General features: G+C 43.8%; 26 protein-coding genes. All 26 read right to left on the reverse strand.

The window, feature by feature from the left end:
* Positions 1-71: 71 nt before the first annotated feature.
* Complete coding sequence (locus tag AC0OMA_RS11370) at positions 72-839, reverse strand: menaquinol-cytochrome c reductase cytochrome b/c subunit (RefSeq protein WP_047182803.1); 768 nt, start codon at positions 837-839, stop codon at positions 72-74.
* A gap of 34 nt (positions 840-873) precedes the next feature.
* Entirely contained in the window at positions 874-1,548 is a 675-nt protein-coding gene (gene qcrB / locus AC0OMA_RS11375; RefSeq protein ID WP_003225560.1) for a menaquinol-cytochrome c reductase cytochrome b subunit, read from the reverse strand.
* Between the two features lies 1 nt (position 1,549).
* A complete protein-coding gene (locus AC0OMA_RS11380; RefSeq protein WP_003230627.1) occupies positions 1,550-2,053 on the reverse strand; it encodes a Rieske (2Fe-2S) protein in 504 nt (167 codons plus the stop codon).
* A 142-nt stretch (positions 2,054-2,195) separates the two neighbouring features.
* On the reverse strand, positions 2,196-2,642 hold the full coding sequence (locus AC0OMA_RS11385; protein ID WP_015383963.1) for a YpiF family protein: 447 nt from the start codon (positions 2,640-2,642) through the stop codon (positions 2,196-2,198).
* A gap of 54 nt (positions 2,643-2,696) precedes the next feature.
* Positions 2,697-3,236, reverse strand: a complete 540-nt coding sequence (locus tag AC0OMA_RS11390; protein ID WP_004399171.1) for a ReoY family proteolytic degradation factor — start codon at positions 3,234-3,236, stop codon at positions 2,697-2,699.
* Between the two features lie 71 nt (positions 3,237-3,307).
* Positions 3,308-4,579, reverse strand: a complete 1,272-nt coding sequence (locus AC0OMA_RS11395; RefSeq protein WP_047182804.1) for a tetratricopeptide repeat protein — start codon at positions 4,577-4,579, stop codon at positions 3,308-3,310.
* 334 nt (positions 4,580-4,913) lie between these two features.
* The gene (gene aroA / locus AC0OMA_RS11400) at positions 4,914-6,200 is read right to left on the reverse strand and encodes a 3-phosphoshikimate 1-carboxyvinyltransferase (RefSeq protein ID WP_181219673.1); all 1,287 of its coding nucleotides are present in this window, start codon (positions 6,198-6,200) and stop codon (positions 4,914-4,916) included.
* 10 nt (positions 6,201-6,210) lie between these two features.
* A complete protein-coding gene (locus AC0OMA_RS11405) occupies positions 6,211-7,326 on the reverse strand; it encodes a prephenate dehydrogenase (protein ID WP_014480118.1) in 1,116 nt (371 codons plus the stop codon).
* Positions 7,327-7,374: 48 nt separating this feature from the next.
* Positions 7,375-8,457 carry a histidinol-phosphate transaminase gene (gene hisC / locus AC0OMA_RS11410; protein ID WP_004399129.1) on the reverse strand — a complete coding sequence of 361 codons (1,083 nt, stop codon included), beginning with the start codon at positions 8,455-8,457 and terminating at the stop codon, positions 7,375-7,377.
* Between the two features lie 10 nt (positions 8,458-8,467).
* On the reverse strand, positions 8,468-9,271 hold the full coding sequence (trpA, locus tag AC0OMA_RS11415) for a tryptophan synthase subunit alpha (protein ID WP_021481539.1): 804 nt from the start codon (positions 9,269-9,271) through the stop codon (positions 8,468-8,470).
* Positions 9,264-10,466, reverse strand: coding sequence for a tryptophan synthase subunit beta (trpB, locus tag AC0OMA_RS11420; RefSeq protein ID WP_015383968.1), 1,203 nt, complete (start codon positions 10,464-10,466; stop codon positions 9,264-9,266). The genes trpA and trpB overlap by 8 nt, the downstream gene beginning before the upstream one ends.
* Complete coding sequence (locus AC0OMA_RS11425; protein ID WP_015383969.1) at positions 10,447-11,094, reverse strand: phosphoribosylanthranilate isomerase; 648 nt, start codon at positions 11,092-11,094, stop codon at positions 10,447-10,449. Before AC0OMA_RS11425 ends, trpB begins: the two co-directional genes overlap by 20 nt.
* Positions 11,095-11,098: 4 nt before the next feature.
* Positions 11,099-11,851 (reverse strand): indole-3-glycerol phosphate synthase TrpC, encoded by a 753-nt coding sequence (gene trpC, locus AC0OMA_RS11430; RefSeq protein ID WP_474222123.1) that lies wholly within the window; start codon positions 11,849-11,851, stop codon positions 11,099-11,101.
* Positions 11,844-12,860: an anthranilate phosphoribosyltransferase gene (gene trpD, locus AC0OMA_RS11435; RefSeq protein ID WP_100506340.1), complete on the reverse strand. Its 1,017-nt coding sequence runs from the start codon at positions 12,858-12,860 to the stop codon at positions 11,844-11,846. Before trpD ends, trpC begins: the two co-directional genes overlap by 8 nt.
* Entirely contained in the window at positions 12,832-14,379 is a 1,548-nt protein-coding gene (gene trpE, locus AC0OMA_RS11440; protein ID WP_046340247.1) for an anthranilate synthase component I, read from the reverse strand. The genes trpD and trpE overlap by 29 nt, the downstream gene beginning before the upstream one ends.
* Before the next feature lie 216 nt (positions 14,380-14,595).
* A complete protein-coding gene (aroH, locus tag AC0OMA_RS11445; RefSeq protein WP_474222124.1) occupies positions 14,596-14,979 on the reverse strand; it encodes a chorismate mutase in 384 nt (127 codons plus the stop codon).
* Positions 14,976-16,064: a 3-dehydroquinate synthase gene (gene aroB, locus AC0OMA_RS11450; protein ID WP_015383974.1), complete on the reverse strand. Its 1,089-nt coding sequence runs from the start codon at positions 16,062-16,064 to the stop codon at positions 14,976-14,978. The genes aroH and aroB overlap by 4 nt, the downstream gene beginning before the upstream one ends.
* A complete protein-coding gene (gene aroC, locus AC0OMA_RS11455) occupies positions 16,064-17,236 on the reverse strand; it encodes a chorismate synthase (RefSeq protein ID WP_015483382.1) in 1,173 nt (390 codons plus the stop codon). The genes aroB and aroC overlap by 1 nt, the downstream gene beginning before the upstream one ends.
* A gap of 74 nt (positions 17,237-17,310) precedes the next feature.
* Positions 17,311-18,081, reverse strand: a complete 771-nt coding sequence (gene cheR / locus AC0OMA_RS11460) for a protein-glutamate O-methyltransferase CheR (protein ID WP_014477188.1) — start codon at positions 18,079-18,081, stop codon at positions 17,311-17,313.
* 236 nt (positions 18,082-18,317) lie between these two features.
* Positions 18,318-18,767: a nucleoside-diphosphate kinase gene (gene ndk, locus AC0OMA_RS11465; protein WP_010886554.1), complete on the reverse strand. Its 450-nt coding sequence runs from the start codon at positions 18,765-18,767 to the stop codon at positions 18,318-18,320.
* A gap of 115 nt (positions 18,768-18,882) precedes the next feature.
* On the reverse strand, positions 18,883-19,845 hold the full coding sequence (gene hepT, locus AC0OMA_RS11470; protein ID WP_003246013.1) for a heptaprenyl diphosphate synthase component II: 963 nt from the start codon (positions 19,843-19,845) through the stop codon (positions 18,883-18,885).
* A gap of 25 nt (positions 19,846-19,870) precedes the next feature.
* The gene (gene menG / locus AC0OMA_RS11475; RefSeq protein WP_003230580.1) at positions 19,871-20,572 is read right to left on the reverse strand and encodes a demethylmenaquinone methyltransferase; all 702 of its coding nucleotides are present in this window, start codon (positions 20,570-20,572) and stop codon (positions 19,871-19,873) included.
* Positions 20,573-20,578: 6 nt separating this feature from the next.
* Positions 20,579-21,334 carry a heptaprenyl diphosphate synthase component 1 gene (gene hepS, locus AC0OMA_RS11480; RefSeq protein WP_015483384.1) on the reverse strand — a complete coding sequence of 252 codons (756 nt, stop codon included), beginning with the start codon at positions 21,332-21,334 and terminating at the stop codon, positions 20,579-20,581.
* 163 nt (positions 21,335-21,497) lie between these two features.
* Complete coding sequence (gene mtrB, locus AC0OMA_RS11485; RefSeq protein ID WP_003230576.1) at positions 21,498-21,725, reverse strand: trp RNA-binding attenuation protein MtrB; 228 nt, start codon at positions 21,723-21,725, stop codon at positions 21,498-21,500.
* 21 nt (positions 21,726-21,746) lie between these two features.
* The gene (gene folE / locus AC0OMA_RS11490; RefSeq protein WP_003225516.1) at positions 21,747-22,319 is read right to left on the reverse strand and encodes a GTP cyclohydrolase I FolE; all 573 of its coding nucleotides are present in this window, start codon (positions 22,317-22,319) and stop codon (positions 21,747-21,749) included.
* Between the two features lie 187 nt (positions 22,320-22,506).
* Positions 22,507-22,785, reverse strand: coding sequence for a non-specific DNA-binding protein Hbs (gene hbs / locus AC0OMA_RS11495; RefSeq protein ID WP_003153447.1), 279 nt, complete (start codon positions 22,783-22,785; stop codon positions 22,507-22,509).
* Between the last annotated feature and the right edge of the window lie 13 nt (positions 22,786-22,798).

Raw genomic sequence — 22,798 nt, forward strand, 5'->3', positions numbered from 1 at the left:
ATAAAAAAGCTGACGCCGGGTCAGCTTTTGATAATAAAAGTATATCCTTCCATTTGACAATTCACAATACGTTATTTTGCGGTTGTTTCAGAAATAAATTTTGCAAGTTCTTCGAGCTGCTTATCATTTCCTTTGAACACACCCGCCGGCATTTTGCCTTTCCCTTCTACAGCGATTTTTTTGATTTCTTCCGGTTTCAGCCCGCTGTCAACCAATGAAGGCCCAGCCGCTCCTCCCTGAAGGTTATCCCCATGGCAAGAAATACAGCCCTGTTCCTTAAAGACCTTATATCCTTCTGCATTGGTGTCAATGTCGGCTTCTTTTGTGATTTTCCCCTGTTCTTCTGCCTTGGCCCAGTCATGAGTAGCAACTGACTGCCACGTCAAAAATACAGCAGCGGAAATGGCCAGAAGCATCATACCGACAGCGATCGGACGCTTCCACGGCCTTCTTTCTGTCCCTCTGTCTAGGAATGGAGCCAAAAGCAGGGCCCCAAAAGCGAGACCTGGCATAATCATGGCGCCGACCACTGTAAAGCTTCCGGCGGCGTATTCATACTTCAACAGCTGGTATAAGAAAAGAAAATACCAATCCGGCAGCGGAATATAACCAGTATCAGTCGGGTCCGCCATTCGCTCCAAAGGCGGCTGATGCACAATCGTCAAAACGAGAAAACCGATGAGAAAGACAGCTCCAACCATCCATTCCTTTAACAAGAAATTTGGCCAGAAAGCCTCTGTTTTACCGGGATACTCCGAATAATCCTTCGGTATATTCGGCTTTTTTTCAGCCGGTATCCTTGAGTCGCCTACAAATTTCATCCCTTTGCCCCGGTGCATGTCATCCCCTCCCTTTTATTCGCAGATCAAGAGTTTAAAGCGGTCCTGAAATCCCCTGCTTCCGGATCATAATAAAATGTGCAGCCATCAGCCCGAACAATGCGGCAGGAAGAAAAAATACATGGATCGCAAAAAACCTAGTCAGCGTTTGGGCGCCTACAATATCCGGATGCCCTGCAAGGAGCGTTTTAACTTGCGTTCCGATCAAAGGCGTGGCTTCGGCGATCTGCAGCCCGACTTTTGTTGCAAACAGAGCCTTCATATCCCAAGGAAGCAAGTAGCCTGTAAAGCCAAGACCGAGCATAACAAAAAAGATCAGCACACCGACAATCCAGTTCAGCTCGCGCGGTTTTTTATACGCGCCTTGGAAAAAGACCCTCAGCGTATGTAAAAACATCATCACAATGACCAGGCTCGCACCCCAGTGGTGCATCCCCCTGACAATCTGGCCGAATGCCACTTCATTTTGCAAATAATATACCGATTCCCAGGCATTTTTGATATCAGGCACATAATACATCGTTAAAAACATTCCAGATAATACTTGGATAACGGTTACAAAAAACGTCAGTCCCCCAAAGCAATACACAAACGCAGAGAAATGATGGGCGGGATTCACATGTTCCGGTACTTCGTGATCGGCAATATCCCTCCACATCGGTGTAATATCAAGCCGCTCGTCTACCCAGTCATAGATTTTGTTCAGCATGTCACCCTTCCCCCTTAGGCTTTGCTTTTCCAAGATACAGGAAGCCGTCTTTTACTTCTTGCTCATAATGATCAAGAGGCGCAAGCGGCGGCGTGCCAGGGACATTGGTGCCGTCCTTTTCATAGAGTCCGTAATGGCATGGACAAAAGAATTTATTCGGGTTTTTAGGATCACTATTCCAGTTCACCGTACACCCTAAATGTTTACAAATTGGCGAAAGTGCTACAATTTCATCCCCGTTTTTGAAGACCCAGGCTGATCTTGACTCTTCTGACTCATACCAGGCATCGACTTGATTAATTTTAAAATCAAAGCGCTGCGGCTCTTTTGTCAACTCATCAACGCTGACAACCTGAACCATATCCTGCTTCCCCGTCGATTTTAATACCGGGTCGAGTGCGAAGCGAACCATAGGCATGAGCATACTAGCCGCCATAAAACCTCCTACGCCTGTGAGCGTGTAATTCAAAAATTGACGTCTGGATATATCATGTTTTCCGCCCATCTCTTCTCCCCCCTCTAGGTCACCCCTGCAAACTGACTAAAATAGAAAATATTGCAATAACTCTAGACACCCTCATAATATATGAATCTCTCAGCAAGGTCAATATAGCCAAAATATTGTTTATAAGGAAATGTAAGTGTTTTTATGGAGTGCTCCATAACTGTAACAAAACGTTCAAAATTTCAGCAGTGCGTTCATCCAATATTTTTCTTTTTAAAGAGTCATTTAAATGCTCTAATGGAACAGACGGTGTAACAATCATTTTGCCTAACGCATCCTCAGCTCTCCAACTTTCGTCAGATGTGAGCAGGACAACATGCGGAAATTCCGTTATCAGCTCTTCCCGCAAATCCTTAAGCCCTTGAACGGTTATTTCATTTCTATCAACATATGTATAAGGAGGAAGTAAATATACCCGTCCCTTTAACTGCCTTTCAAGTTCTTCTGAGAGAAGCTGCGTAAACTCGCCTTTCTCCGCCGCCATTTTAAAATGGTTATTAACCCTTATGCTAATTAATGGAATGACAGCGGTATCAATGTAATCCTTAGCTTGTAAATAGTCCTTGGCATCAGTGATTCTCCACCTCATCGTTCTCCCCCTTTACGGCAACAAGCCTTGCAATTCACTGCAAGGCTGGTCATATTATGTGAGCTGATTTAATTGGCGCGATAATTGTTCAAATGCCTCTTTATCATGACGATCTAACGCGTCGTCAATGTCTTTTAATAATTTTTCTCTTTGGAATGTGGAAATAGCGTGCTCTAAAATCTGTTCCGCCAATCCCTGATCTTTTTTATTCTCAAAAAGGTTTTTCGGAATATGCGGGTTGGACTCCAGCACCGCCGCATATTCAGGTGAGCTGTAAGCCGAACGGAAATTAAGCTGGATAAACAAATCCTGCTGTTTATTTAATCTAATATCATGAAAAGATTTTTCCGCGTCGGTAGTCATGACATTCTCTTTATAGAACCGGAACGGAACTTCTTCAACACAATGTGTTGACATTATAATGCCTCTCGGGCAAAATTCAGCCTGCTCCACAAAATGAACCTTCTCCATGAGAGAATCATGGCTCATTAAGTAGTTCAAGATCCAAACGCACTCTCGGCGCTTTAACTGATAATGGTTTAAAAACCAACGGATAAAATCTTTTTTCTCATTGACAGAAACAGGGGTCTGCATGTAATTCCCTCCTCTATCGTTCGTATAATCTATATACTTATATGTTCCACATGAATGGTTAATATTCCTGCTTATCTAGAAAATTCATCCTCGATTCGCAAAATCGTTTCTTCCAGCTCTTCATTGGCTCCGTCCATTTCAAGAACCTTTTTCAAAAGCGGCAGCGCTTCTTTTTGAAGGCCTTCTTCTAATAGGAAGCTTGCGTATTCATATAAGAAATCTCTATCCTCCCGGTAATGAAGATAGGCAGCCTCAAAGGATTGTTTTGCTTCCTCGTATTGCTCTAATTCAGTATATGCGCTTGCAAGATACCAATTGTATTTCGGATCTTCTTCACCGTAGCTTCGAACCTCTTGAATAAGATCAATGATCTGATCATAATCCTCTTCTTTGTGATACACGGCAAGAAGTGTATGAAGCGCCTCGACAAAGCCCGGATCAAGCGCAAGCGCCTCCTGAAGCAGCTTTTTCCCCTCTTCTGACTTCCCGATTTTTAAGGCCATTTTGGCGGCATAAAGGAAAAGTTCTTTGTTATATTCATCATATCTGATCCCCTCTTTTGCCGTTTTTAATGCCTCTTCATACATTCCTTCAGCTTCATAGCTTTTCGAGAGCGGCATATAAAGTGAAGTATAAGATGGATCAAGCTCCTTTAAATCAGACAGCTGCTTAATAGCTGTTTTCACAAGCCCCGCCTGTAAGGCTGTAAAACCATAGCCGAAAATCGTATTAGGATCAGGATTCTCATCGACAGCTTTCTCGTAACATGGAATGGCATCCTCAAATTCACCTGAGGCGCTTAACGATTCTGCCAGTCTTTGATGGACATTAACGCCTCCGATCTCACTCTGCTCCTCAGCCGTTGTTTTAAAATATTGAACCGCTTTTGCATAGGCTCCCTGTGTAAAGTAAAGTTCTCCCAGTGCAAAATCAATAACCGGTTCATTGTCCAGAATGGACTTTGCCTGTAAAAGCTTTTGTTCACTGACTTCGAATAACCCCTGCATCTGATAAAGATCCGCCATAAGCAGCAAACTTTCCGGATATGATGGATCTGTTTCCGGAATAGTCTCCAGCACAGCGAGGGCTTTTTCTTCTTCGTCAATATCTATTAAAAGTTCAGCGTAGAAATTCGTCAGTTCTGTTTCATTTGGATATAAATCATGTAGATCACTAATCAGTGAAATTGCTTTTTCTACATCGCCCCACTCGTAATAAAGCTGGGCTGCAATGGCTTTATCTTCATCATGCAGCTGTTTTTCAGCCTTCGAGAGCGTGTTGAGGCCTTTTTCTGTTTCACCTGCTTCAACTAATTTTATGGCTTCTTGAATCAATGTATTCAAATCGGACCGGTCCTTTCTTTTCCTATACAACATCAACCATACAAAAAAGCTTTATTTGTTCGGGTTAATCTTATCATAATTCAGACGAATGCCCCCGGCAAATAAGATGCTTCTGTACGGAAGGGAATTATTGAGTCTTATTAGTTTACCAAAAGATCTTGAGATAGAAAATGAAAAAAGGAAGATCGCCCTCTGTACAGTAAAGCAGCTCTTTGACCTGCCGGCTTGTAAGTAAAGCACATCCCCCCTTTTCGTTTTTCTATCCCCTCTATAAGACAAGCTATGTTTTTTCGCCTCGAATTATGATCTGCATAAAAAATCCTGAAGTAAAACTTCAGGATTTTTTCGAAAGCTTATTTAAATGCTCGAAGAAGGTTGGATAAGAAACGTGAATGGCATCCGTGTGCTCGATTTCAATCGGCTCCTCCGTTATACAAGCAGCAATACCAAGCATCATTCCGATTCGATGATCTCCGTGGCTGGACACTGCAGCGCCGCCTTTCAACGTTTGTTTGCCATAAACCTTCATTCCATCTGCTGTCGGATCAATTTCAGCACCCAGCTTGCGAAGCTCAGAAACAACAGTATCAATACGGTTTGTTTCTTTCACTTTTAGCTCTGCCGCGTCCTTGATAACGGTGGTTCCTTCCGCCTGAGTCGCAAGAAGCGCGATGATAGGGATCTCATCAATTAAACGCGGAATGATATCTCCTCCGATTTCAACTGCTTTTAGAGATGATGTTTCTATAATCAAATCTCCATAAGGCTCTGCACCGCTATCAGCAGATGGTTTGATTTCAAGTTTTGCCCCCATGTTTTGAAGGACGTCAATAATACCTGTCCGAGTCGGATTTAAACCTACGTTTTTCAATACAATTCTGCTGTTTGGAACCATCGCGCCAGCAGCAAGAAAAAATGCGGCTGAAGAAATGTCTCCAGGAACAAAAATATCTGCAGCTGTCAGTTTCTGGCCACCAGCAATGGAAACACTCGTTTGATCTTCAGAAAGCTTAACGCCAAAAGCAGAAAGCATCCGCTCAGTGTGGTCCCGAGATTTATGGGGCTCTGTGACAGTTGTTGTGCCCTCAGCCTGTAATCCGGCCAGCAAAACAGCAGATTTAATTTGCGCGCTTGCAACAGGTGATACATAATCAATTCCTTTTAATGAGGCGCCGCTCACTGACAGCGGTGTAAACTCTCCACCGGCTCTGCCGTCGATTTTAGCCCCCATTTTTTTCAAAGGCTCAGTCACACGCTTCATTGGGCGCTTCGCAATGCTCTCATCTCCGGCTACCGCGCTGTAAAAAGGACGGCCCGCCAATATTCCGAGCATCAGGCGAATCGTTGTACCTGAATTTCCGACATCTAAAAGGCTTTCTGGCTCTTTCAGGGCATCGATTCCTTTTCCGTAAATCACGACATCGCTGCCGCTTTGCTCAATGTGAACACCCATTTTTCTAAAGCAATCAATCGTGCTCAGACAATCTGCTCCCGGCAGAAAGTTTTTAACTGTTGTTGTGCCTGCCGCTAGCGCGCCAAACATAACAGAGCGGTGAGAAATGGATTTATCACCGGGAATATGTATTTCTCCATGTAAGGCCTGCACCTTTTCTCGTTTCATTTTTTCCACCTCAATCAGCATAAAAAGTTTCATATTCCGCCCGGGCTTCAATGCATTGTTCTGCCCTTTTGCGGTCGTCATCAGACTGAAAACTGATCCTTAAAATCCCGTTAATATCTTCTCGTGTTTCGATAATGCGGATATTCGTGATACTGATGCGCTCCGCAGCTAAGATCGCTGTTATCTCGGATATTACACCCGGATGATCGGGTACATCCACGTATAAATCATAAAATGCAGGTATCGCTCCCTTCTGCCGAAGCGGCAGCCCGTCACGATAATCCTTGGCGGTTTTAAAATAACGAAATAGATTTTCCGCATCTTCTTGTTCTACATATGTACGGATCTTGTCAATTTCACGAATCCACTCATCAAAACGGTCTAAGATTTTATCTTTATTATGTAATAAAATATCCCGCCACATTGCCGGGCTGCTTGATGCAATCCTTGTAATATCTCTGAACCCGCCGGCAGCAAAACGCTTAACAAGCGGATACAGGTTTTCCGAATGATGGGTTTGGTGAACAAGACTGGCTGCTACAATATGCGGAAAATGACTGATTACACTTGTAACGCCATCATGCTCCTCCGGCGACATTTCCACAAAATGGGCATTCGTCCCCTTCAGCAGGTTTTTTAACTGTTCCACAGCTTGTTTGTCCGTTTTCTGGCCTGGGGTTAAAATATAAAATGCATTTTCAAACAGGAACTCCTTCGCAGCGGCCACTCCTGATTTATGTGAACCCGCCATCGGATGTCCTCCGACAAATTGATAGCGGCTAGGCAGCACTTGATCAGCGTAATCAACCACTTTTTGCTTTGTGCTTCCTACATCCGTAATCAAAAGCTCATGTTCAATTCCTGAATGAGCCAGCTCTTCAAGCATAACCAGTGTTTGTTCGACAGGTGTCGCAATGATTACTGTAGCTGCCTCTTTCGCACCGCTAATAAACGAATCAGCACGATCGTCTATCACGCCTAATTTTAATGCCGCTACCGCCTGTTCATCAGAGATGTCGATTCCGATAATCCGTTTGCCGGGATGATTTTTTTTGATGGCTAGGGCAATCGAACCGCCTATCAATCCGAGACCGGCGAGCAATATTGTATCTTTCATTTGATTCATACGTCATCACCTGGTTTATAGACTAAAGAGGTGATATTTGATCACCTCTTATAAAATTTCAGCTAAAATTGCAAGTATTTCTTCATTTTGCTCTTTTGTTCCGATCGTAATCCGGAGTGATGTTGGGAAACCTAATGCATTTCCTGACCGGACGATATAGCCTTTTTCCAGCAGAGCCTGAAACAGTTCATCAGCAGGACGTTTAAAGTCAATTAACACAAAATTTGTCTGTGAAGGGTAGCACTTTAAACCATGAGTTTTCGCAAAATCATAATACTGCTGAAGGCCTGCATTATTTTGCTCGACACAGGAAGCAATAAACGCTTGATCATCAAGTGCGGCAATCGCCGCAGCCTGGCCCAGACGGCTCGTATTAAACGGCTCTCTCGCCGGCTCAATCTGGCGAATCAGGTTCTCGTCAGCAATTCCGTATCCGACTCTGAGCGCTGCCAGACCGTATGCCTTTGAGAATGTGCGCAAAATCATCAAATTCGAATACTTGCTTAAGAGCGGCACAGTTTCCGGGTAATCCTCTGCTGTTACATATTCATAATATGCTTCGTCAAGAACGACAAGGACACGAGAAGGAACGCGCTCCAGAAATGCGAGTAATTCTCCTTCAGATGTATAAGTGCCAGTCGGATTATTCGGGCTGCATATCCAAACGACTTGTGTCTGTTCGTCGATGGCTTCTAACATGGCGTCTAAATCATGTGAGCCGTCGGGACGAAGTGCAATTTCACGTACTTCAGCACCTTCAATGACCGCATTATGTTTATATTGCGGAAAAGTGGGGGCAGCAGTAACCGTGTTTGTTTTATCGTTTAAAAATGCCCGGCAGATGATCTGAATGATTTCATCAGAACCGTTGCCGAAAATAAGTGATGTTTCGCTGACATTGAGGTGCTTACTGAGCCTTGTCCGCAAAGCGGCGCTATACCCATCCGGGTAAAGGGCTAGCTGTTGAATCTCATGATGAAGCGCCTCTTTTGCAGCCTCTGAACAGCCGTAAGGATTCTCGTTTGAAGCAAGCTTCACCACTTTATCCAAGCCATATTCTGATTTCACTGCTTCAATCGGCTTTCCAGGCTGATAAGGCTTCAGCTGTTTTAAATGTTCTTTGATACGCAAATCAGTCACCTCATTTTAAACTGTACAAGCCGCCAAACGCCATTGCGTAATCCTCAAACTCCTGCAGCGCCTGATTTCTCGTTTCAGCGCTGATGAGCCGGTCCTTTAATTCTTCTATTTTTCTGACGAGCGCACTTCCCACTACGACACCGTCACTAATTTCATTCATCTTTATGACTTGTTCACGGTTTGATATACCGAACCCTACAGCAACCGGAACAGTGCTGAGATTCTTCACTGTCCGAATGAACGGGTACACGGATGAATTGAACTCATTGCGGACACCGGTCACACCCAGAGAAGACACACAGTAGACGAAGCCCTCGGCTTGTTCAATAATGGTTTTCAAACGGCTTTCGCTTGTCGGCGCAACCAAAGAAATATACGTCACCTCATGGCTTTTACATTCCTCTTGAAGGCTGTTGCTTTCTTCTAGTGGCAGATCCGGAACAAGCAGACCGTCAATATGATTTTCCCGCAGTAAAGCGAAAAAGTATTCTTTGTTCAATTGTAACACAGGATTATAATACGTAAAGAGGATAATCGGAATATTCACTCCGTTTTTTTTCATTTCTCCGCCTAATTCGATTGCCTTTACAATATTCATTCCTTGATCAAGTGCCCGCTTTGAAGCCCTCTGGATCACCGGACCGTCTGCAAGCGGGTCAGAGTATGCAACACCAAGCTCCAATGCAGTGGCGCCTGCTTTTTGGAGTGACTTCGCCAGTTCAATCGAAACCTCAGGAACTGGATCGCCCGCCGTAATAAACGGGATAAACAATTTTTCTGATGGTTGAAGATCCAATTTAAACATGGGCTTTCACCTCTTCTTCCAATACCTTCATTAATGTGTTGACATCCTTGTCTCCCCGGCCTGATAAACAGACGAGAATGAGTTGACCGCGATCCATTCCTTTGGCGAGTTTGAATGCTTTCGCTAACGCATGGGCAGATTCGATTGCCGGCAAAATCCCCTCTTTTTCTGACAAAAGCTTTAATGCATCCACCGCTTCTTCATCAGTGATACTGTCATAAGTGACACGGCCGCTTTTATGCAAGTATGCGTGCTCCGGACCGATTCCAGGATAGTCGAGACCGGCTGAAATAGAGTAGGGCTCAATAATTTGCCCGAACTCATCCTGAATGAGATAAGTCAATGAACCGTGAATAACCCCTACGGTTCCTTTCGAAATAGTGGCGGCATGAAGAGGCGTATCAATTCCTTTTCCTGCTGCTTCAGCGCCGATCAGTTCAACATCTTCATTTAAAAATGCCTGAAACATACCCATCGCATTGCTTCCTCCGCCTACACATGCCACTACTTTATCAGGCAGAGTGCCTTCAATACGTTTCAACTGATCCTTCGCTTCCTCTCCGATCATTTTTTGAAATTCACGGACCACTTGCGGATAAGGATGCGGGCCGACAACTGATCCAATCATATAAAAGTGATCCTCACAATGCTGAACCCAGTACCGGATCGCCTCATTTGTGGCATCCTTCAATGTTCCGTTTCCGCTTGTTACAGGCACTACCTCCGCTCCAAGAAGCTTCATGCGGAAAACGTTCAGAGACTGGCGGGCAACATCCTCTTCACCCATAAACACAGTACAGGAAAAGCCGAATTTGGCTGCAACTGTTGCAGCGGCAACGCCATGCTGGCCGGCACCGGTTTCAGCAATGATTTTCGTTTTGCCCATTTTTTTAGCAAGCAGCGCTTGACCTAGCGCATTATTGATTTTATGAGAACCTGTATGGTTTAAATCTTCTCGTTTCAAATAGATTTTCGCGCCGCCTAAGTATTCAGTGACTCGATCAGCGTATGTTAATGCAGTCGGCCGTCCGGAATAGTCCTTTAACAGCTTATAATACTCTTCACGAAAAGCGGGATCATCCTTGATTTGTTTAAATGCTGTTTCTATTTCATCTAACGGCTGCATGAGTGTTTCCGGAACAAACTTTCCGCCAAAATCACCGTATCTGCCTATTTCATTCGGATATGGATACATATCGGTTCATCCTTTCTTCTAAAAGCCTCATCAGATTCTGATCTTTTTGTCCGTTTTTTTCAATTCCGCTGGCAAGGTCAATTCCTTCTGGCTGCCATTTCAATAGGCCTGTGATGCTATCCGGATTCACGCCGCCAGCGATAAAGCAGCGTTTACCAATAGCCGCCTGCTGATATTCCGGCACACATTCCCAAGAAAATGCAACACCAGTTCCGCCTCTAGACCCTTTTACAGATGAATCAATCACAAAGCCGTCAACATTATCTTTAAAGCGGGCTATTTCTTGAGTTGTGTTATCCTGATGGTGAAGCGCCTTCCATATTTCACAGCCTGTCAGCTTGCGAAGCGCATCAGCATCCGCCGGTTTTTCATCACCGTGAAGCTGAATGACGTCGAGCTTCAAGCTCTTGGCAATACGTGACATCGTCTCTATTGATTCATTAACAAAAACACCTGCAACCTGTTTTTCGACACGAACTTGGTTCAGCCATTTTTTCACATCTTGCGGAGATACTTTTCGTTTGCTTTCAGCAAAAATAAAGCCTAGGTAATCAGCCTGTGATTCCGCCGCAAGCTGCAAATCCTTTAGTGACTGAATACCGCAATATTTTAATGCCGGTTTCTTCACAACCTCACTCCCCAAACAAAGCATGGATTGCTTTACGCTGAGAAGTTTGTCTCATCAATGATTCACCGATAAGTACAGCTCTTGCCCTATGTTCATTGACAAATGTTAAATGTTCTAAAGAACCGATTCCGCTTTCGCTGACAAGCAAGGATTCTTTCGGAACGAGAGATGCGATTTGTTCTGTCTGCTTTACAGATGTTTTAAACGTTTTTAGGTTTCGATTATTTACGCCCAGAATGTCGGGTGTGAACACTTTCAATATTTGTTCTAGCGTTGATGCATCATGAACCTCGACTAACACGTCCATCCCCTTTTCACCTGCTTCTAGATATAATTCATGCAGGTGTAAGGGATCAAGCACCTCGCCGATTAACAATATGGCATCCGCTCCGATTCTTCTTGATTCCTCTACTTGAAGAGAATCAATAATAAAATCTTTTCTAAGTACAGGAATCGAAACAGCACGCTTTACGTCTGATAAATAGCTGTTTTCCCCTTGAAAAAACGGGGTGTCTGTTAAAACAGAAATCGCATCTGCCTTCGCATCCTCATAGTCTTTTGCAATCTGCACAGGCACAAAATCCTCTTTAATAAGCCCCTTTGACGGCGATGCTTTCTTCACTTCGGCAATCAACCCGATAAACCGATTCGGGCTTGCCAGCGCCTCCTTAAATGAATGTTTCTCGAAAGGCTGCTCTACCGGCAGAACCAGTGTTTTCACTTCTTCTTTCTTTTGTTTGATGATTTTTTCAAGCATAGATCTCTTCCTCTTTCTGCTTTAGTCGTTCAAGCTGCGCGGCAGCGCCTCCGCTTGTAATCGTCTCTAACGCCAGCTCCGTTCCTTCCTTCAATGAGGCGGTAATTCCCGCCGTGTAAATCGCAGCACCCGCATTAAAGGCCGTAATAGATAAAGCGGAACTGCTGCTTTTATTTTTAAAAATATTCTGAATGAGATAGGCGCTCTCTTTCGGTGACTGCACCTGTAAATCTTCAAGTCTGCCATTTGTGAAACCGAAATCTTCGGGTGAAACGGTATATTCCCGGCGCTCTCCGTCCTTTAATTCAATCACGTCGGTCGGTGCTGTAATTGAAAGCTCATCTAAACCGTCACGGCTTGATACAAACATGACGTGCTTCGGCTGAAACGTCTCCAGTGCGCTTGCCATCAGTCCAGCTTTTTCAACAGAATAGACCCCAATCACCTGACGCTTCGCCTGTAAAGGATTGCTGAGCGGTCCAAGCAGATTAAATACCGTTCTGAAACCTAGCTCTTTTCTAGTACCTGCTACATGTTTCATAGACGAATAGTAAAGCGGCGCAAAAAGAAATCCCATATTGTTTGTTTCAATGCTGCTTTTGACCTTTTCGGGAGTGGTTTGAATAGAAACCTCTAGCTCCTCTAAAACATCAGCGCTTCCGCTTTTAGAAGAGACAGAGCGATTGCCATGCTTAGCGATTTTCGCGCCAGCTGCCGAGGCAACAATTGCCGAGGCCGTTGAGATATTAAAAGTGGAAATACCGTCTCCCCCTGTTCCGCATGTATCAACAATATCAGGAAGTCCATCGACTGTAAGAGCGTGTGCCCGCATTGCCTTCACAAAACCTGTAAGCTCTTCTGGCGTCTCTCCCCGATGAGCAAGAATAGACAATATACCACCCATTTCAGAAGGAGTCATTTCCGCTGCCATCATCATATTCATCAGCGTTTCAGCCTCACCGGCAGTAAGGGTTTTTCCGTCAACGCACAATTGTAGAAATCTGTTCATCAGCTTTACCCTCCTTGCTATGAAACATGTCTTCTGCAATATGAATCGTTTTCAGCAGCGCACCGGCTTTATTACAGCTTTCTTCGTATTCGGCTTCCGGAACAGAATCAGCAACAATGCCAGCACCTGCCTGTATCGATGCAACACCGTTCTTTACACTCATCGTGCGAATCGTTATACAAGAGTCGATATTCCCGTCAAACCCAATGTAGGCAATACACCCTCCGTATGTCTCTCTCGGTGTTGGCTCGAGCTCTTGCAAAAGCTGCATGGCACGGATTTTGGGTGCGCCTGTTAAGGTCCCCGCCGGGAAAGCAGACATCAGTGCATCGACAGGATGAACCCCTTTTTTCAATCGGCCTGTAACCACCGAGATAATGTGCATGACATGTGAAAAGGAAACAATTTTTGTGAACTCCGGCACAGAAACAGAACCATACTCTGCTACTCTGCCGATATCGTTTCGGGCAAGATCAACGAGCATGTAATGCTCCGCTTTTTCTTTTTCATCCTTCATGAGCTCAACCTTCAGTCTCTCATCTTCAGCTTTGTCTGCACCGCGTTTTCTCGTACCGGCAATCGGGTGGATTTCTAAGTGCCCGTCTTGAACGTGTATTAACCGTTCCGGAGAGCTGCCGACTATTTCTCTGTCTTGCAGTTTCATATAATACATATACGGAGAAGGATTGATGATCCTAAGCACTCGGTATAACTCAAAAGCATCTGCTTTTATCGGAACCTCAAATTTTTGTGACAAAACGCCCTGAAAGATATCGCCTGCTTTTATATAGCTTTTGATTTTTTCTACATCAGCCATAAAAGCCGATTTTTCATAATTAGAAGATACCGTCTCAAAGCTGGGCGTCTTGTATGAATCAGCAGAGAGAAACAGCTCTTTTATGTTTTTTTGGTCCATCATTTTTTCAATGAGATTTTGAAGCTCTAGATGATTTTGATGGAACACATCCATTTTTTCGTTTTCTGTTTCCTCTCCAGTGAGTCTTGCATATTGGATAAAGTGGACGTTTTTGGTTTCATGATCATACGCAATTAATGTCCGGCAAACAAACAGCATACACTTTTCCATGTCTGTTTCTTTTGTATGCGAAGGAACAGAAGGCTCAATCAGCGGGATCATATCATAGCTTAAGTACCCGACAGCTCCGCCGACAAAAGGAATGCCAAGCTGAGGTGTTTTGATTTTGTATGTGGTATTCATCCAGTTCAGCACTTCTTTTAGTTCATTTCCTGTGTAAAGAGATTTGCTGTCCTGATCAGCGGCCGAAAAACGGCCCTGCTCTTCTTTAATTGTGAGAAATGGATTCAGGCCGATAAACGAATATCTGGACCAAGTGGATGTATCGTCCTTGCTTTCAAGAAGATACGTAATCTCCCTGTCAAGCTTCTCTATCATTTGAATGGGTGTCAGTGTATCGACTGTGAAGGTCTCCACAATCGGTATCGTGTGGTGGGACAAGCTGTCCTCTAAAAATGCGGAAATGTTTGATTGGAAATTCATTGCTCTCACTCCTTATGGCAAGGAGAATGAGAAGATGGCATGAGAGGATAAAATACTATATAACAAATAAACCCAAAAGAAAGACTTCTTTTGGGTAGAATAAACATACATGTCTCAGCTCAACTAAACTCATTCTCTGCTACCCTATTCTCTAACTCAACTCATTCTAATCGCTTTATACACACTCTTGTGTATTTCTAAGCTATTCTTATCGTATTACAATTCAGTATTTTTTGTCAATGATAAATCGGGCCTCAATACGATGGCTTTTTCTAAATATACATGTCTGATCTGATCCTGAGGGACATCTGTCTGGACCGTCATCATGACTCTTATGCACTTTTTCAGACCGCCTGTTACGTCCATTTCCTGCATACATGTTACCGGTACATACTGCCATCCTGAAAGCTCGCGAACAGCTTTTGCCGGGAAAACAGCGTGCAAGTCAGGTGTAGCCGAAAGAAGGATTTGAACAACATCTTCCGGTTTTGTATGATTTTCTTCTATGATTTTCTCTAACAGCTGTTTTGTTTTTTGTAAAATTTCTTCTTCAGTATCCCGTTCAACTGTAGTTGCTCCGCGAATTCCGCGAATCATCATGATGTCTCCTCCAATCGCCATTTGTTCAGCCAGCACTCAAGTTCATTTCTGGAAAAGGTATGATCAGCAACTTTCCCTAATTCGTTGAGCACAATAAACTGAATCTTCCCGCCACGGGTTTTCTTATCATTCATCATACGGTCCAAGAGAACCGAAGTTTCCGTCTCTTTTCTGATTTGACTTGGATAACCCAGGCTTTTTAGCCAGCTGACCAAACGTTTTCTGTCCATTTCACAGCCTACAGTCTTTTCGCTTATATATAAAGCAAACTGCATTCCGAGGGCTACGGCATCACCGTGAGTGATCTGCCCGTATCCATATTCCGCCTCAACGGCATGACCGAGCGTATGCCCGAAGTTTAAGTAAGCTCTTATCCCCTCTTCTTTTTCATCCTGCTGAACGACAGACGCTTTAATTGAAATACCTTTAAAAATCATGTCATTCAGCTGATCACTTGTGATATCACGCAGTGAGTGGATATTCAGCAGCTCCTCCAGAAACGCTCTGTCATAGATAAAAGCGTGTTTGATCACTTCTGCCATTCCGGACCGAAGCTCTTTTTCAGGCAGAGAACGCAGGAAATCTGTATCATAGAGCACGGCTTTCGGCTGATAAAACGCACCGATTAGATTTTTTCCAAGCGGATGGTTCACGGCTACTTTTCCTCCGACTGCGCTGTCATGCGCCAAGAGCGTCGTAGGCATTTGAATGAAATCAATGCCCCGCATAAAAGTGGCAGCCACAAAACCGGCAAGATCCCCTACAACACCGCCACCGAATGCGATGATGCATGAGGAGCGATCCATATGAAATCGAATCGCTTCACTCTGCAGCTTCGTGTACATATCCATTGATTTCGCCTGCTCTCCGCTCGGCACCGTCACTTTTTTCACAGGCCATTTTTCTTCGAGCAGGTGAAGCAGTTCATCACCGTACAGGCGATCCACTTCTTCATCGGTAACAAGCATAATGCGTGTTAATGGCCTGTTTAGCGAGGTTAATAGTTCACAAGCCTTTTTTCTGATACCTTGTCCGATAAAAACAGGATATGACGAGGAAGCAGTTTGAACATGCAGTGTCTTCATTAAAATTCCCTCGACAGTTTTCTCATATTCTCCACATTTTCTTTAATGCGGTCAATTTGATCTAATCCGAATTGTTCAACGACTGCGTTCGCAATTTCCCAAGCGACAGCCGCTTCAGCGACTACACTTGCCGCAGGAACAGCACAGCTGTCTGAACGTTCTATGCTGGCGGAAAACGGTTCTTTCGTTTCAATATCGACACTTTTCAGCGGTTTATACAAAGTCGGAATCGGCTTCATGACTCCGCGGACAACGATTGGCATTCCTGTCGTCATGCCGCCTTCCAGTCCTCCAAGTCTGTTAGTAGCACGGGTGTATCCTTTTTCCTCGTCCCAAATGATCTCGTCATGGACTTCGCTTCCATTTCGCCCTGCCGCCTCAAATCCGATGCCGAATTCCACACCTTTAAATGCGTTAATTGACAGAACAGCGGCAGCAAGCTTGCTATCCAGCTTGCGGTCATAATGGACATAGCTGCCCACGCCTACCGGCATTCCCTCGACAATGACTTCTACTATTCCGCCGATGGAATCTCCGTTTGCCTTTGCTTCATCAATGGCAGCCATCATTTTTTTGCCTGCCTCTTCATCGTAGCATCTGACAGGAGACTCTTCCGTTACGCGCTGCAGGTCTTCAATCGACGTATATTCTGTTTTTTCAGCTTTAACAGCGCCAATTTGCAACACGTGGCCCGCCACCTTAATGCCAAGCTCAGAAAGAATCTTTTTAGCTACAGCCCCTGCCGCCACTCTGACAGTTGTTTCCCTTGCTGAAGAACGCTCAAGCACATTTCTCATATCACGATGATTATATTTAATTGCACCGTTTAAGTCAGCGTGCCCGGGTCTCGGTCTGGAAATCTGGCGCTTCATTTCCTTTTCTTCATCTTCTGTAATCGGAGCGGCGCCCATGATTTTTGTCCAATGCTTCCAATCGTTATTTTCAACTACGAGAGCAATTGGTGAACCGAGTGTACGTGCATGGCGCACCCCGCTCATAATTTTGGCCTGGTCTTTTTCGATCTGCATGCGGCGGCCGCGGCCGTGTCCTTTTTGGCGTCTGGCAAGCTCAAAATTGATATCTTCCTCCGTTATGTAAAGCCCGGCAGGTACACCCTCAATAATGGTTGTCAGTTGGGGGCCGTGTGATTCTCCGGCTGTTAAATATCTCATGACTTCTTCTCCCTTCATCGCATTAACGCTTTTAAGTAAGACTACTATAACATATTTTTCAGCAAAAAGTCAGTCTATCTTTTTTGATAAAAGAATGTATCGGCTGGTACTAGGCCAAATTTCTCGGGGTTGAAGATTTGCTCGGTGCTGCCGACAAAAAGAACTCCATTCTTCTTCAAGCTATGTGCCATTTTTAAATACAGCTCTTCCTTCGCGCTTTCTGTAAAATAAATAAATACATTGCGGCACACGATTAAATCAAAGTCTTGTTCATAACGATCCGCCAGCAAATTGTGCTTTTTGAATGTAATATTCTTTTTGATTTCCGGTTTCACTTCATAACTTCTATTTGCGTTTTGCGTAAAATAACGATCTTTCACAGAGAGCGGCACTTCCTGTAAAGACCGCTCCTGATAAACGCCTTTTTTCGCTTTTTCCAATGCTTTTTCATCAATATCCGTCGCCAAAATCTGATAGCCCGGAAGACCTTTTTGCTGGTCCAAAAGCATGGCAAGCGTGTATGGCTCCTCCCCCGTTGAGCAGGCGGCACTCCAAATCTTTAAAGGCCTAGAGGTCTTGATTAACGGCAGAATTGCAGTCTCAAGAACTTCCCATCTTTTATAATTACGATAAAATTCTGAAACATTGATCGTCATTCTGTCCAATGTTTCATTTAAGAGAGCTTGATCCTTTTCCAATGCCGCCGCAAAGTCCTTAAAGCTTTGGAACCCCTTTTTCTCATAAAGTGACGTTAGCCTTCTCTTCATTTGTGCTTCTTTATATAGTGTTAAATCGACTCCGGTTAATTGTTTCCATTTCGTTGTAAATACGCTGTATGTATCCATCTCTACTCTCCCAGTCTCGCTGTCTTTTTGTCCTAGTATAGCTTGTTTTATCAGGAAATTGTATTGTTTCAATAAAAAAATCAGCTTTTCAGCTGATTTTAGATCGTTGGGAAAGGCAGAGGTCTGATGCACACTGCCATTCAACCCTTTATTCACTTTAATGTAAACCTTTACAAAACAGATCAAAAACCGGCGGCATTATATGATGCCGGCTCTGTTACTTATTTTCACAATGATTAATAGATCCAGCCTGCCATAAGCTGTTGATATGATACTAATTCTTCATTCTTAAAGAAAATGTTAATCTCGCGTTCTGCACTTTCGAGAGAATCAGAGCCGTGGATGATGTTTTTTCCGACAAACATGCCATAATCCCCACGAATCGTACCAGGTAAAGCTTCTTTAGGGTTTGTTTTCCCGATCAGCTGTCTCGTCACTTCAATGACATTTTCGCCTTCCCACACCATTGCGAATACAGGTCCTGAAGTAATAAACTCAACGAGCTCTCCGAAGAAAGGCTTTCCTTGATGTTCGGCGTAGTGTTTCTCAGCCATTTGTTCAGTCACTCTCATTAACTTGGCGCCAGCTAATTGTAAGCCCTTACGTTCGAATCTAGATAAAATGTCCCCAATGAGCTGACGTTGGACACCGTCTGGTTTCACCATGATAAAAGTCTTTTCCATCATATTCTCCACCCCATCATTATGTATGTATAGGCTTTCACACTGCACACCGAAATCGTAACATCTTTCTGATAATTAATCAATCCGGGGCGGAGAAATTTCTTAATATCTACAAAAATTAAAATTTTCTTTTACCGATATATTTTGCGATGGCTGCAAGAGACGAGCGTGCGCGCCCTCGAGGAAGCGTGTTTAATTTCTGAAAAGCTTTCTGCAGATACATTTCGCTTACTGCCATAGATGCTTCAATTGCATCTGTTTTTTTGATTTCTTCAATGATTGGTTCAAGCTGTTCCTGCGTTGTCTCACTGTTAATCAATTTAAGCTGGTTTTTTAATGCAGGATTTTTCAGGGCATACAGCACTGGCAATGTGACGTTTCCTTGAAGCAAATCTCCTCCAACGGGTTTACCCAGCTCTTCTTCAGTTGAAGTAAAATCAAGAATATCATCAATAATCTGATAAGACATGCCGACGTAATACCCAAACCAGTACAATGCCTTATGAATCTTCTCATCAGCCCCAGACGCAATAGCACCGAGCTGGCAGCTGACCGCGATCAAGAGAGCCGTTTTTCTTTTGATACGGCGGAGATACGTTCTGAGGTTTTGTTCCATGTTGTATTTGTCTTTGATCTGCTCAATTTCCCCTAGACAAACTTCAACGATCGTCTGTGACAAAATCCTATGGGCTTTCGGTTCGTTAATTCTCGTCATCATTTCAAGAGATCCCGCAAGCATATAATCGCCTGTGTACATCGCAATACGATTGTCCCACTTTGCTTTGATTGTCGGTTTCCCTCGGCGAAGCTCCGCATCATCAATAACATCATCATGAACCAAAGATGCCATGTGAATCATTTCCAGAGTGACGGCGACATATTTAATCTTATTAATATCGTAATCGCCAAACATGCCGGAAAGCAGTACGAAAACAGGCCGAATACGTTTCCCTCCGGCCTGCAGCAAGTGAAGACCTGCCTCGCTTAAAAGCGGGTAATCGGAACGTACGGTTTGTTCAAGTTCTCTCTCGATTACATCAATATCGTCATTTAAAAAAGAGTAGGCCATTTTAAATTTCATATCATTCACCCAAACATCTGTGTTTTCATTTCCATCCGATATGCGTGGCAGCGACTCCGCCAGTAAACGAATGATATTTAACATTTTTCAGGCCCGCCTCTTCAAACAGGCCTGCCAGTTCCTTCATTCCAGGGAAGTCTCTGGCTGATTCTTGAAGCCAAGAATATTCTTTATAGCTCTTCGCAAACAGTTTCCCGAAAAACGGCATAATGTACTTAAAGTACATAAAGTAAGCCTGTCTGAATCCGAACATTTCCGGCTGGGACGTTTCCAGACATACCACCTGCCCGCCCGGCTTCACTACACGTCTCATCTCTTTCAGTACAGTCAAGTAATCAGGGACATTGCGGAGTCCGAAGCCAATGGTGACATAATCAAATGTATCATCATCAAAAGGAAGCTCCATCGCATTTCCGTGCAGCAGTTCAATTTGGCTGAATCCGCCGTCTTTTACTTTCTGCTCGCCGACACTCAGCATATTTTCACTGAAATCCAAGCCCTTGATCTCGCCGCTTTTGCCGGCCGCTTTTGCAAGAGCGATCGTCCAGTCAGCCGTTCCGCAGCAGACATCAAGTGCTTTTGCGCCTTCTTTTACATTCATGATGCGCATCGTTTTGTCGCGCCATTTTTTATGCTGCTGAAAACTGATGACAGAGTTCATTTGGTCATAGTTTTTATATATTTTTTCAAATACTCCGTGTACGCGCTGTTCTTTTGAGTCCTGCATAATGGTTTACCCTTCTTCCACTTTCTGATGATAGGTTTGATCTTGGCTGATTGTCTTCAGACGGTTTATTAAAATGTTCTGAATAGGTGAATTTAGAGGCAGAAGTGACTCAATGCTGTTTTTCGCTTTTTTAAAACAATCTTCTAATATCTCTTCTTTTGTTTTTCCCAGCTGTATAAAACTGCCGATCACATCCAGAAATGCATCATTTCCGTTCATAAGCCGCTTAAATACAAAAAAATCACTCGACAGCTTTTTCCAGCGCGGGAGGTTGAAGTGTTCCGCCACACGATGGAATAAAGCTGATTCAACGATGCCGACACTTTCGAAAAAATCGTTTTCGTCCTTGAAAGAACGGTCATATAGACGAATTTTATGTTCGTTGATTTCTTTAATGGCTGTAGCAAGCGTCCGAATCATGTAGATATCCTTCATTTCAGATAGTAAAGAGTAGTACAGCCCGCTGAAATAATCGCCCGCGAGAACAGTCAATTGGCGGTTTTTGTTTTCGTCTCGTTTTATGACTCTAGCTGTCGTCACTTCATCATGGGTATCAAGGGCGCTTTGTACAAGCATCGCTGTTACAATATAATTTTCTCTGTCGTTGTTTTTTATGGCAGCTTCTTCAAATAAAGCATGAAAAAGAAGAAGCTTATCCTCATCAATTTTCGGCGCAGAAATATGCTTCGCTAAATAAGGATGAGACAGCTTTTGTTTTAATTTCGTGTTCAGATTGGCTAAAGTTCCGTAGATGTCTTGCAAAAATATCACCCTTGTCCCCAAATTCACATTTATTTCTTAATCTATGTATGAGTTTTATCTTTTCATTCGCTTACGCAGGTATCATTATAGCATAAAAAAAAGAAATTGGCTGTATCCTCCCGCTGTTTGCGAGCATTTGCTTTTAACAGCGGGGACAGCCAGCTTATTTTTTTTCGCTTTTCATTTCTCCGTACGCGGTTTGAATCAGTGCCTCTCCTCTGACTTTAATGGCAGAAGTATGCTCTGTAAACTGAGCGATGATCACTTCTCCCTTGTCGAGTTTTTCAGAATGGTGAAACTTTGTGTCTGTTCCTCTTGTCAGGCCGATCACATTCACTCCGTCCTCAACGGCTTTAATGACGACAAAATCACTTGAATGCTTTTGGTTCATTTATAGCACCCTCTATCTTTATTAGTCCTGGCGTTTAATATGTTCCAATACTTCTGCACGGGCAGCGGCATCATCTTTAAAAACGCCTCTGACTGCTGAAGTCACAGTTTTCGCACCCGGTTTTCTTACACCGCGCATCGTCATGCACATGTGTTCCGCTTCAACCACTACCATTACGCCATGCGGATCAAGCGTTTCTACGATGCTTTCTGCAATTGTAGAAGTGATGCGTTCCTGAAGCTGCGGGCGCTTTGCAACGGCTTCAACGGCACGTGCCAGTTTGCTGAGTCCTGTGACCTTTCCGCCTCGCGGGATATATGCAACATGTGCTTTTCCATAAAAGGGAACAAGGTGATGCTCACACATAGAATGAAACGCGATATCTTTTACAAGAACAAGCTCCTCATGGTTTTCACCGAAGATAGTCTGGAAATGTTCTTTTGGATCTTCATTCAAGCCGGAGAATACTTCGGCATACATCTTTGCGACTCTTTTCGGAGTATCAAGAAGCCCTTCTCTATTCGGGTCTTCTCCGATCGCTTCTAAAATTTGACGAACAGCTTGTTCGATTTGCTCTTTATTAACTTCTTTCATGTTCTATGTCCTCCACCAATGAATACATTTAATTTCGATTCTAGCACATATGCCCCGCTAAAAGCAAAGTGAATGCCCTGTCAGGAAGCCCATGCTCTTGAAATATGAAAAGCCCCTTAGAAAGGGGCTTTTCTGTGAAGAAATAAAGTGTATGTAAGCTAGATGCATACACGATCTATATTCACAATTATTTTCCGGCAACTGCGTCTTTAAGCGCTTTACCTGGTTTGAAAGCAGGTACTTTGCTTGCTGGAATTTCGATTTCTTCACCTGTTTGAGGGTTGCGTCCTTTACGTGCAGAACGTTCACGCACCTCGAAGTTACCAAAACCGATCAGTTGGATTTTATCACCGTTTTTAAGTGCATCTAAGATCGTATCAAAAACAGAGTCAACTGCTTTTGTAGCGTCTTTTTTAGACAATTCGCTTGCTTCTGCAACCGCATTGATAAGTTCTGTTTTGTTCATGCCTTTCACCTCC

This window comes from Bacillus sp. AMCV2 (genome assembly GCF_056033925.1).

Excerpts from the sequence above, each read along its gene's own strand:
- AC0OMA_RS11370 (WP_047182803.1), bottom strand. The coding sequence starts at position 839 with ATGCACCGGGGCAAAGGGATGAAATTTGTAGGCGACTCAAGGATACCG.
- hbs (WP_003153447.1), bottom strand. The coding sequence starts at position 22,785 with ATGAACAAAACAGAACTTATCAATGCGGTTGCAGAAGCAAGCGAATTG.
- menG (WP_003230580.1), bottom strand. The coding sequence starts at position 20,572 with ATGCAGGACTCAAAAGAACAGCGCGTACACGGAGTATTTGAAAAAATA.
- aroA (WP_181219673.1), bottom strand. The coding sequence starts at position 6,200 with ATGAAACGAGAAAAGGTGCAGGCCTTACATGGAGAAATACATATTCCC.
- aroB (WP_015383974.1), bottom strand. The coding sequence starts at position 16,064 with ATGAAGACACTGCATGTTCAAACTGCTTCCTCGTCATATCCTGTTTTT.
- AC0OMA_RS11405 (WP_014480118.1), bottom strand. The coding sequence starts at position 7,326 with ATGAATCAAATGAAAGATACAATATTGCTCGCCGGTCTCGGATTGATA.
- aroC (WP_015483382.1), bottom strand. The coding sequence starts at position 17,236 with ATGAGATATTTAACAGCCGGAGAATCACACGGCCCCCAACTGACAACC.
- trpC (WP_474222123.1), bottom strand. The coding sequence starts at position 11,851 with ATGCTTGAAAAAATCATCAAACAAAAGAAAGAAGAAGTGAAAACACTG.
- trpA (WP_021481539.1), bottom strand. The coding sequence starts at position 9,271 with ATGTTTAAATTGGATCTTCAACCATCAGAAAAATTGTTTATCCCGTTT.
- AC0OMA_RS11380 (WP_003230627.1), bottom strand. The coding sequence starts at position 2,053 with ATGGGCGGAAAACATGATATATCCAGACGTCAATTTTTGAATTACACG.
- trpE (WP_046340247.1), bottom strand. The coding sequence starts at position 14,379 with ATGAATTTCCAATCAAACATTTCCGCATTTTTAGAGGACAGCTTGTCC.
- mtrB (WP_003230576.1), bottom strand. The coding sequence starts at position 21,725 with ATGAACCAAAAGCATTCAAGTGATTTTGTCGTCATTAAAGCCGTTGAG.
- qcrB (WP_003225560.1), bottom strand. The coding sequence starts at position 1,548 with ATGCTGAACAAAATCTATGACTGGGTAGACGAGCGGCTTGATATTACA.
- trpD (WP_100506340.1), bottom strand. The coding sequence starts at position 12,860 with ATGAACAGATTTCTACAATTGTGCGTTGACGGAAAAACCCTTACTGCC.
- hepT (WP_003246013.1), bottom strand. The coding sequence starts at position 19,845 with ATGAAATTTAAAATGGCCTACTCTTTTTTAAATGACGATATTGATGTA.
- folE (WP_003225516.1), bottom strand. The coding sequence starts at position 22,319 with ATGAAAGAAGTTAATAAAGAGCAAATCGAACAAGCTGTTCGTCAAATT.
- AC0OMA_RS11390 (WP_004399171.1), bottom strand. The coding sequence starts at position 3,236 with ATGCAGACCCCTGTTTCTGTCAATGAGAAAAAAGATTTTATCCGTTGG.
- ndk (WP_010886554.1), bottom strand. The coding sequence starts at position 18,767 with ATGATGGAAAAGACTTTTATCATGGTGAAACCAGACGGTGTCCAACGT.
- AC0OMA_RS11385 (WP_015383963.1), bottom strand. The coding sequence starts at position 2,642 with ATGAGGTGGAGAATCACTGATGCCAAGGACTATTTACAAGCTAAGGAT.
- trpB (WP_015383968.1), bottom strand. The coding sequence starts at position 10,466 with ATGTATCCATATCCGAATGAAATAGGCAGATACGGTGATTTTGGCGGA.
- aroH (WP_474222124.1), bottom strand. The coding sequence starts at position 14,979 with ATGATGATTCGCGGAATTCGCGGAGCAACTACAGTTGAACGGGATACT.
- cheR (WP_014477188.1), bottom strand. The coding sequence starts at position 18,081 with ATGGATACATACAGCGTATTTACAACGAAATGGAAACAATTAACCGGA.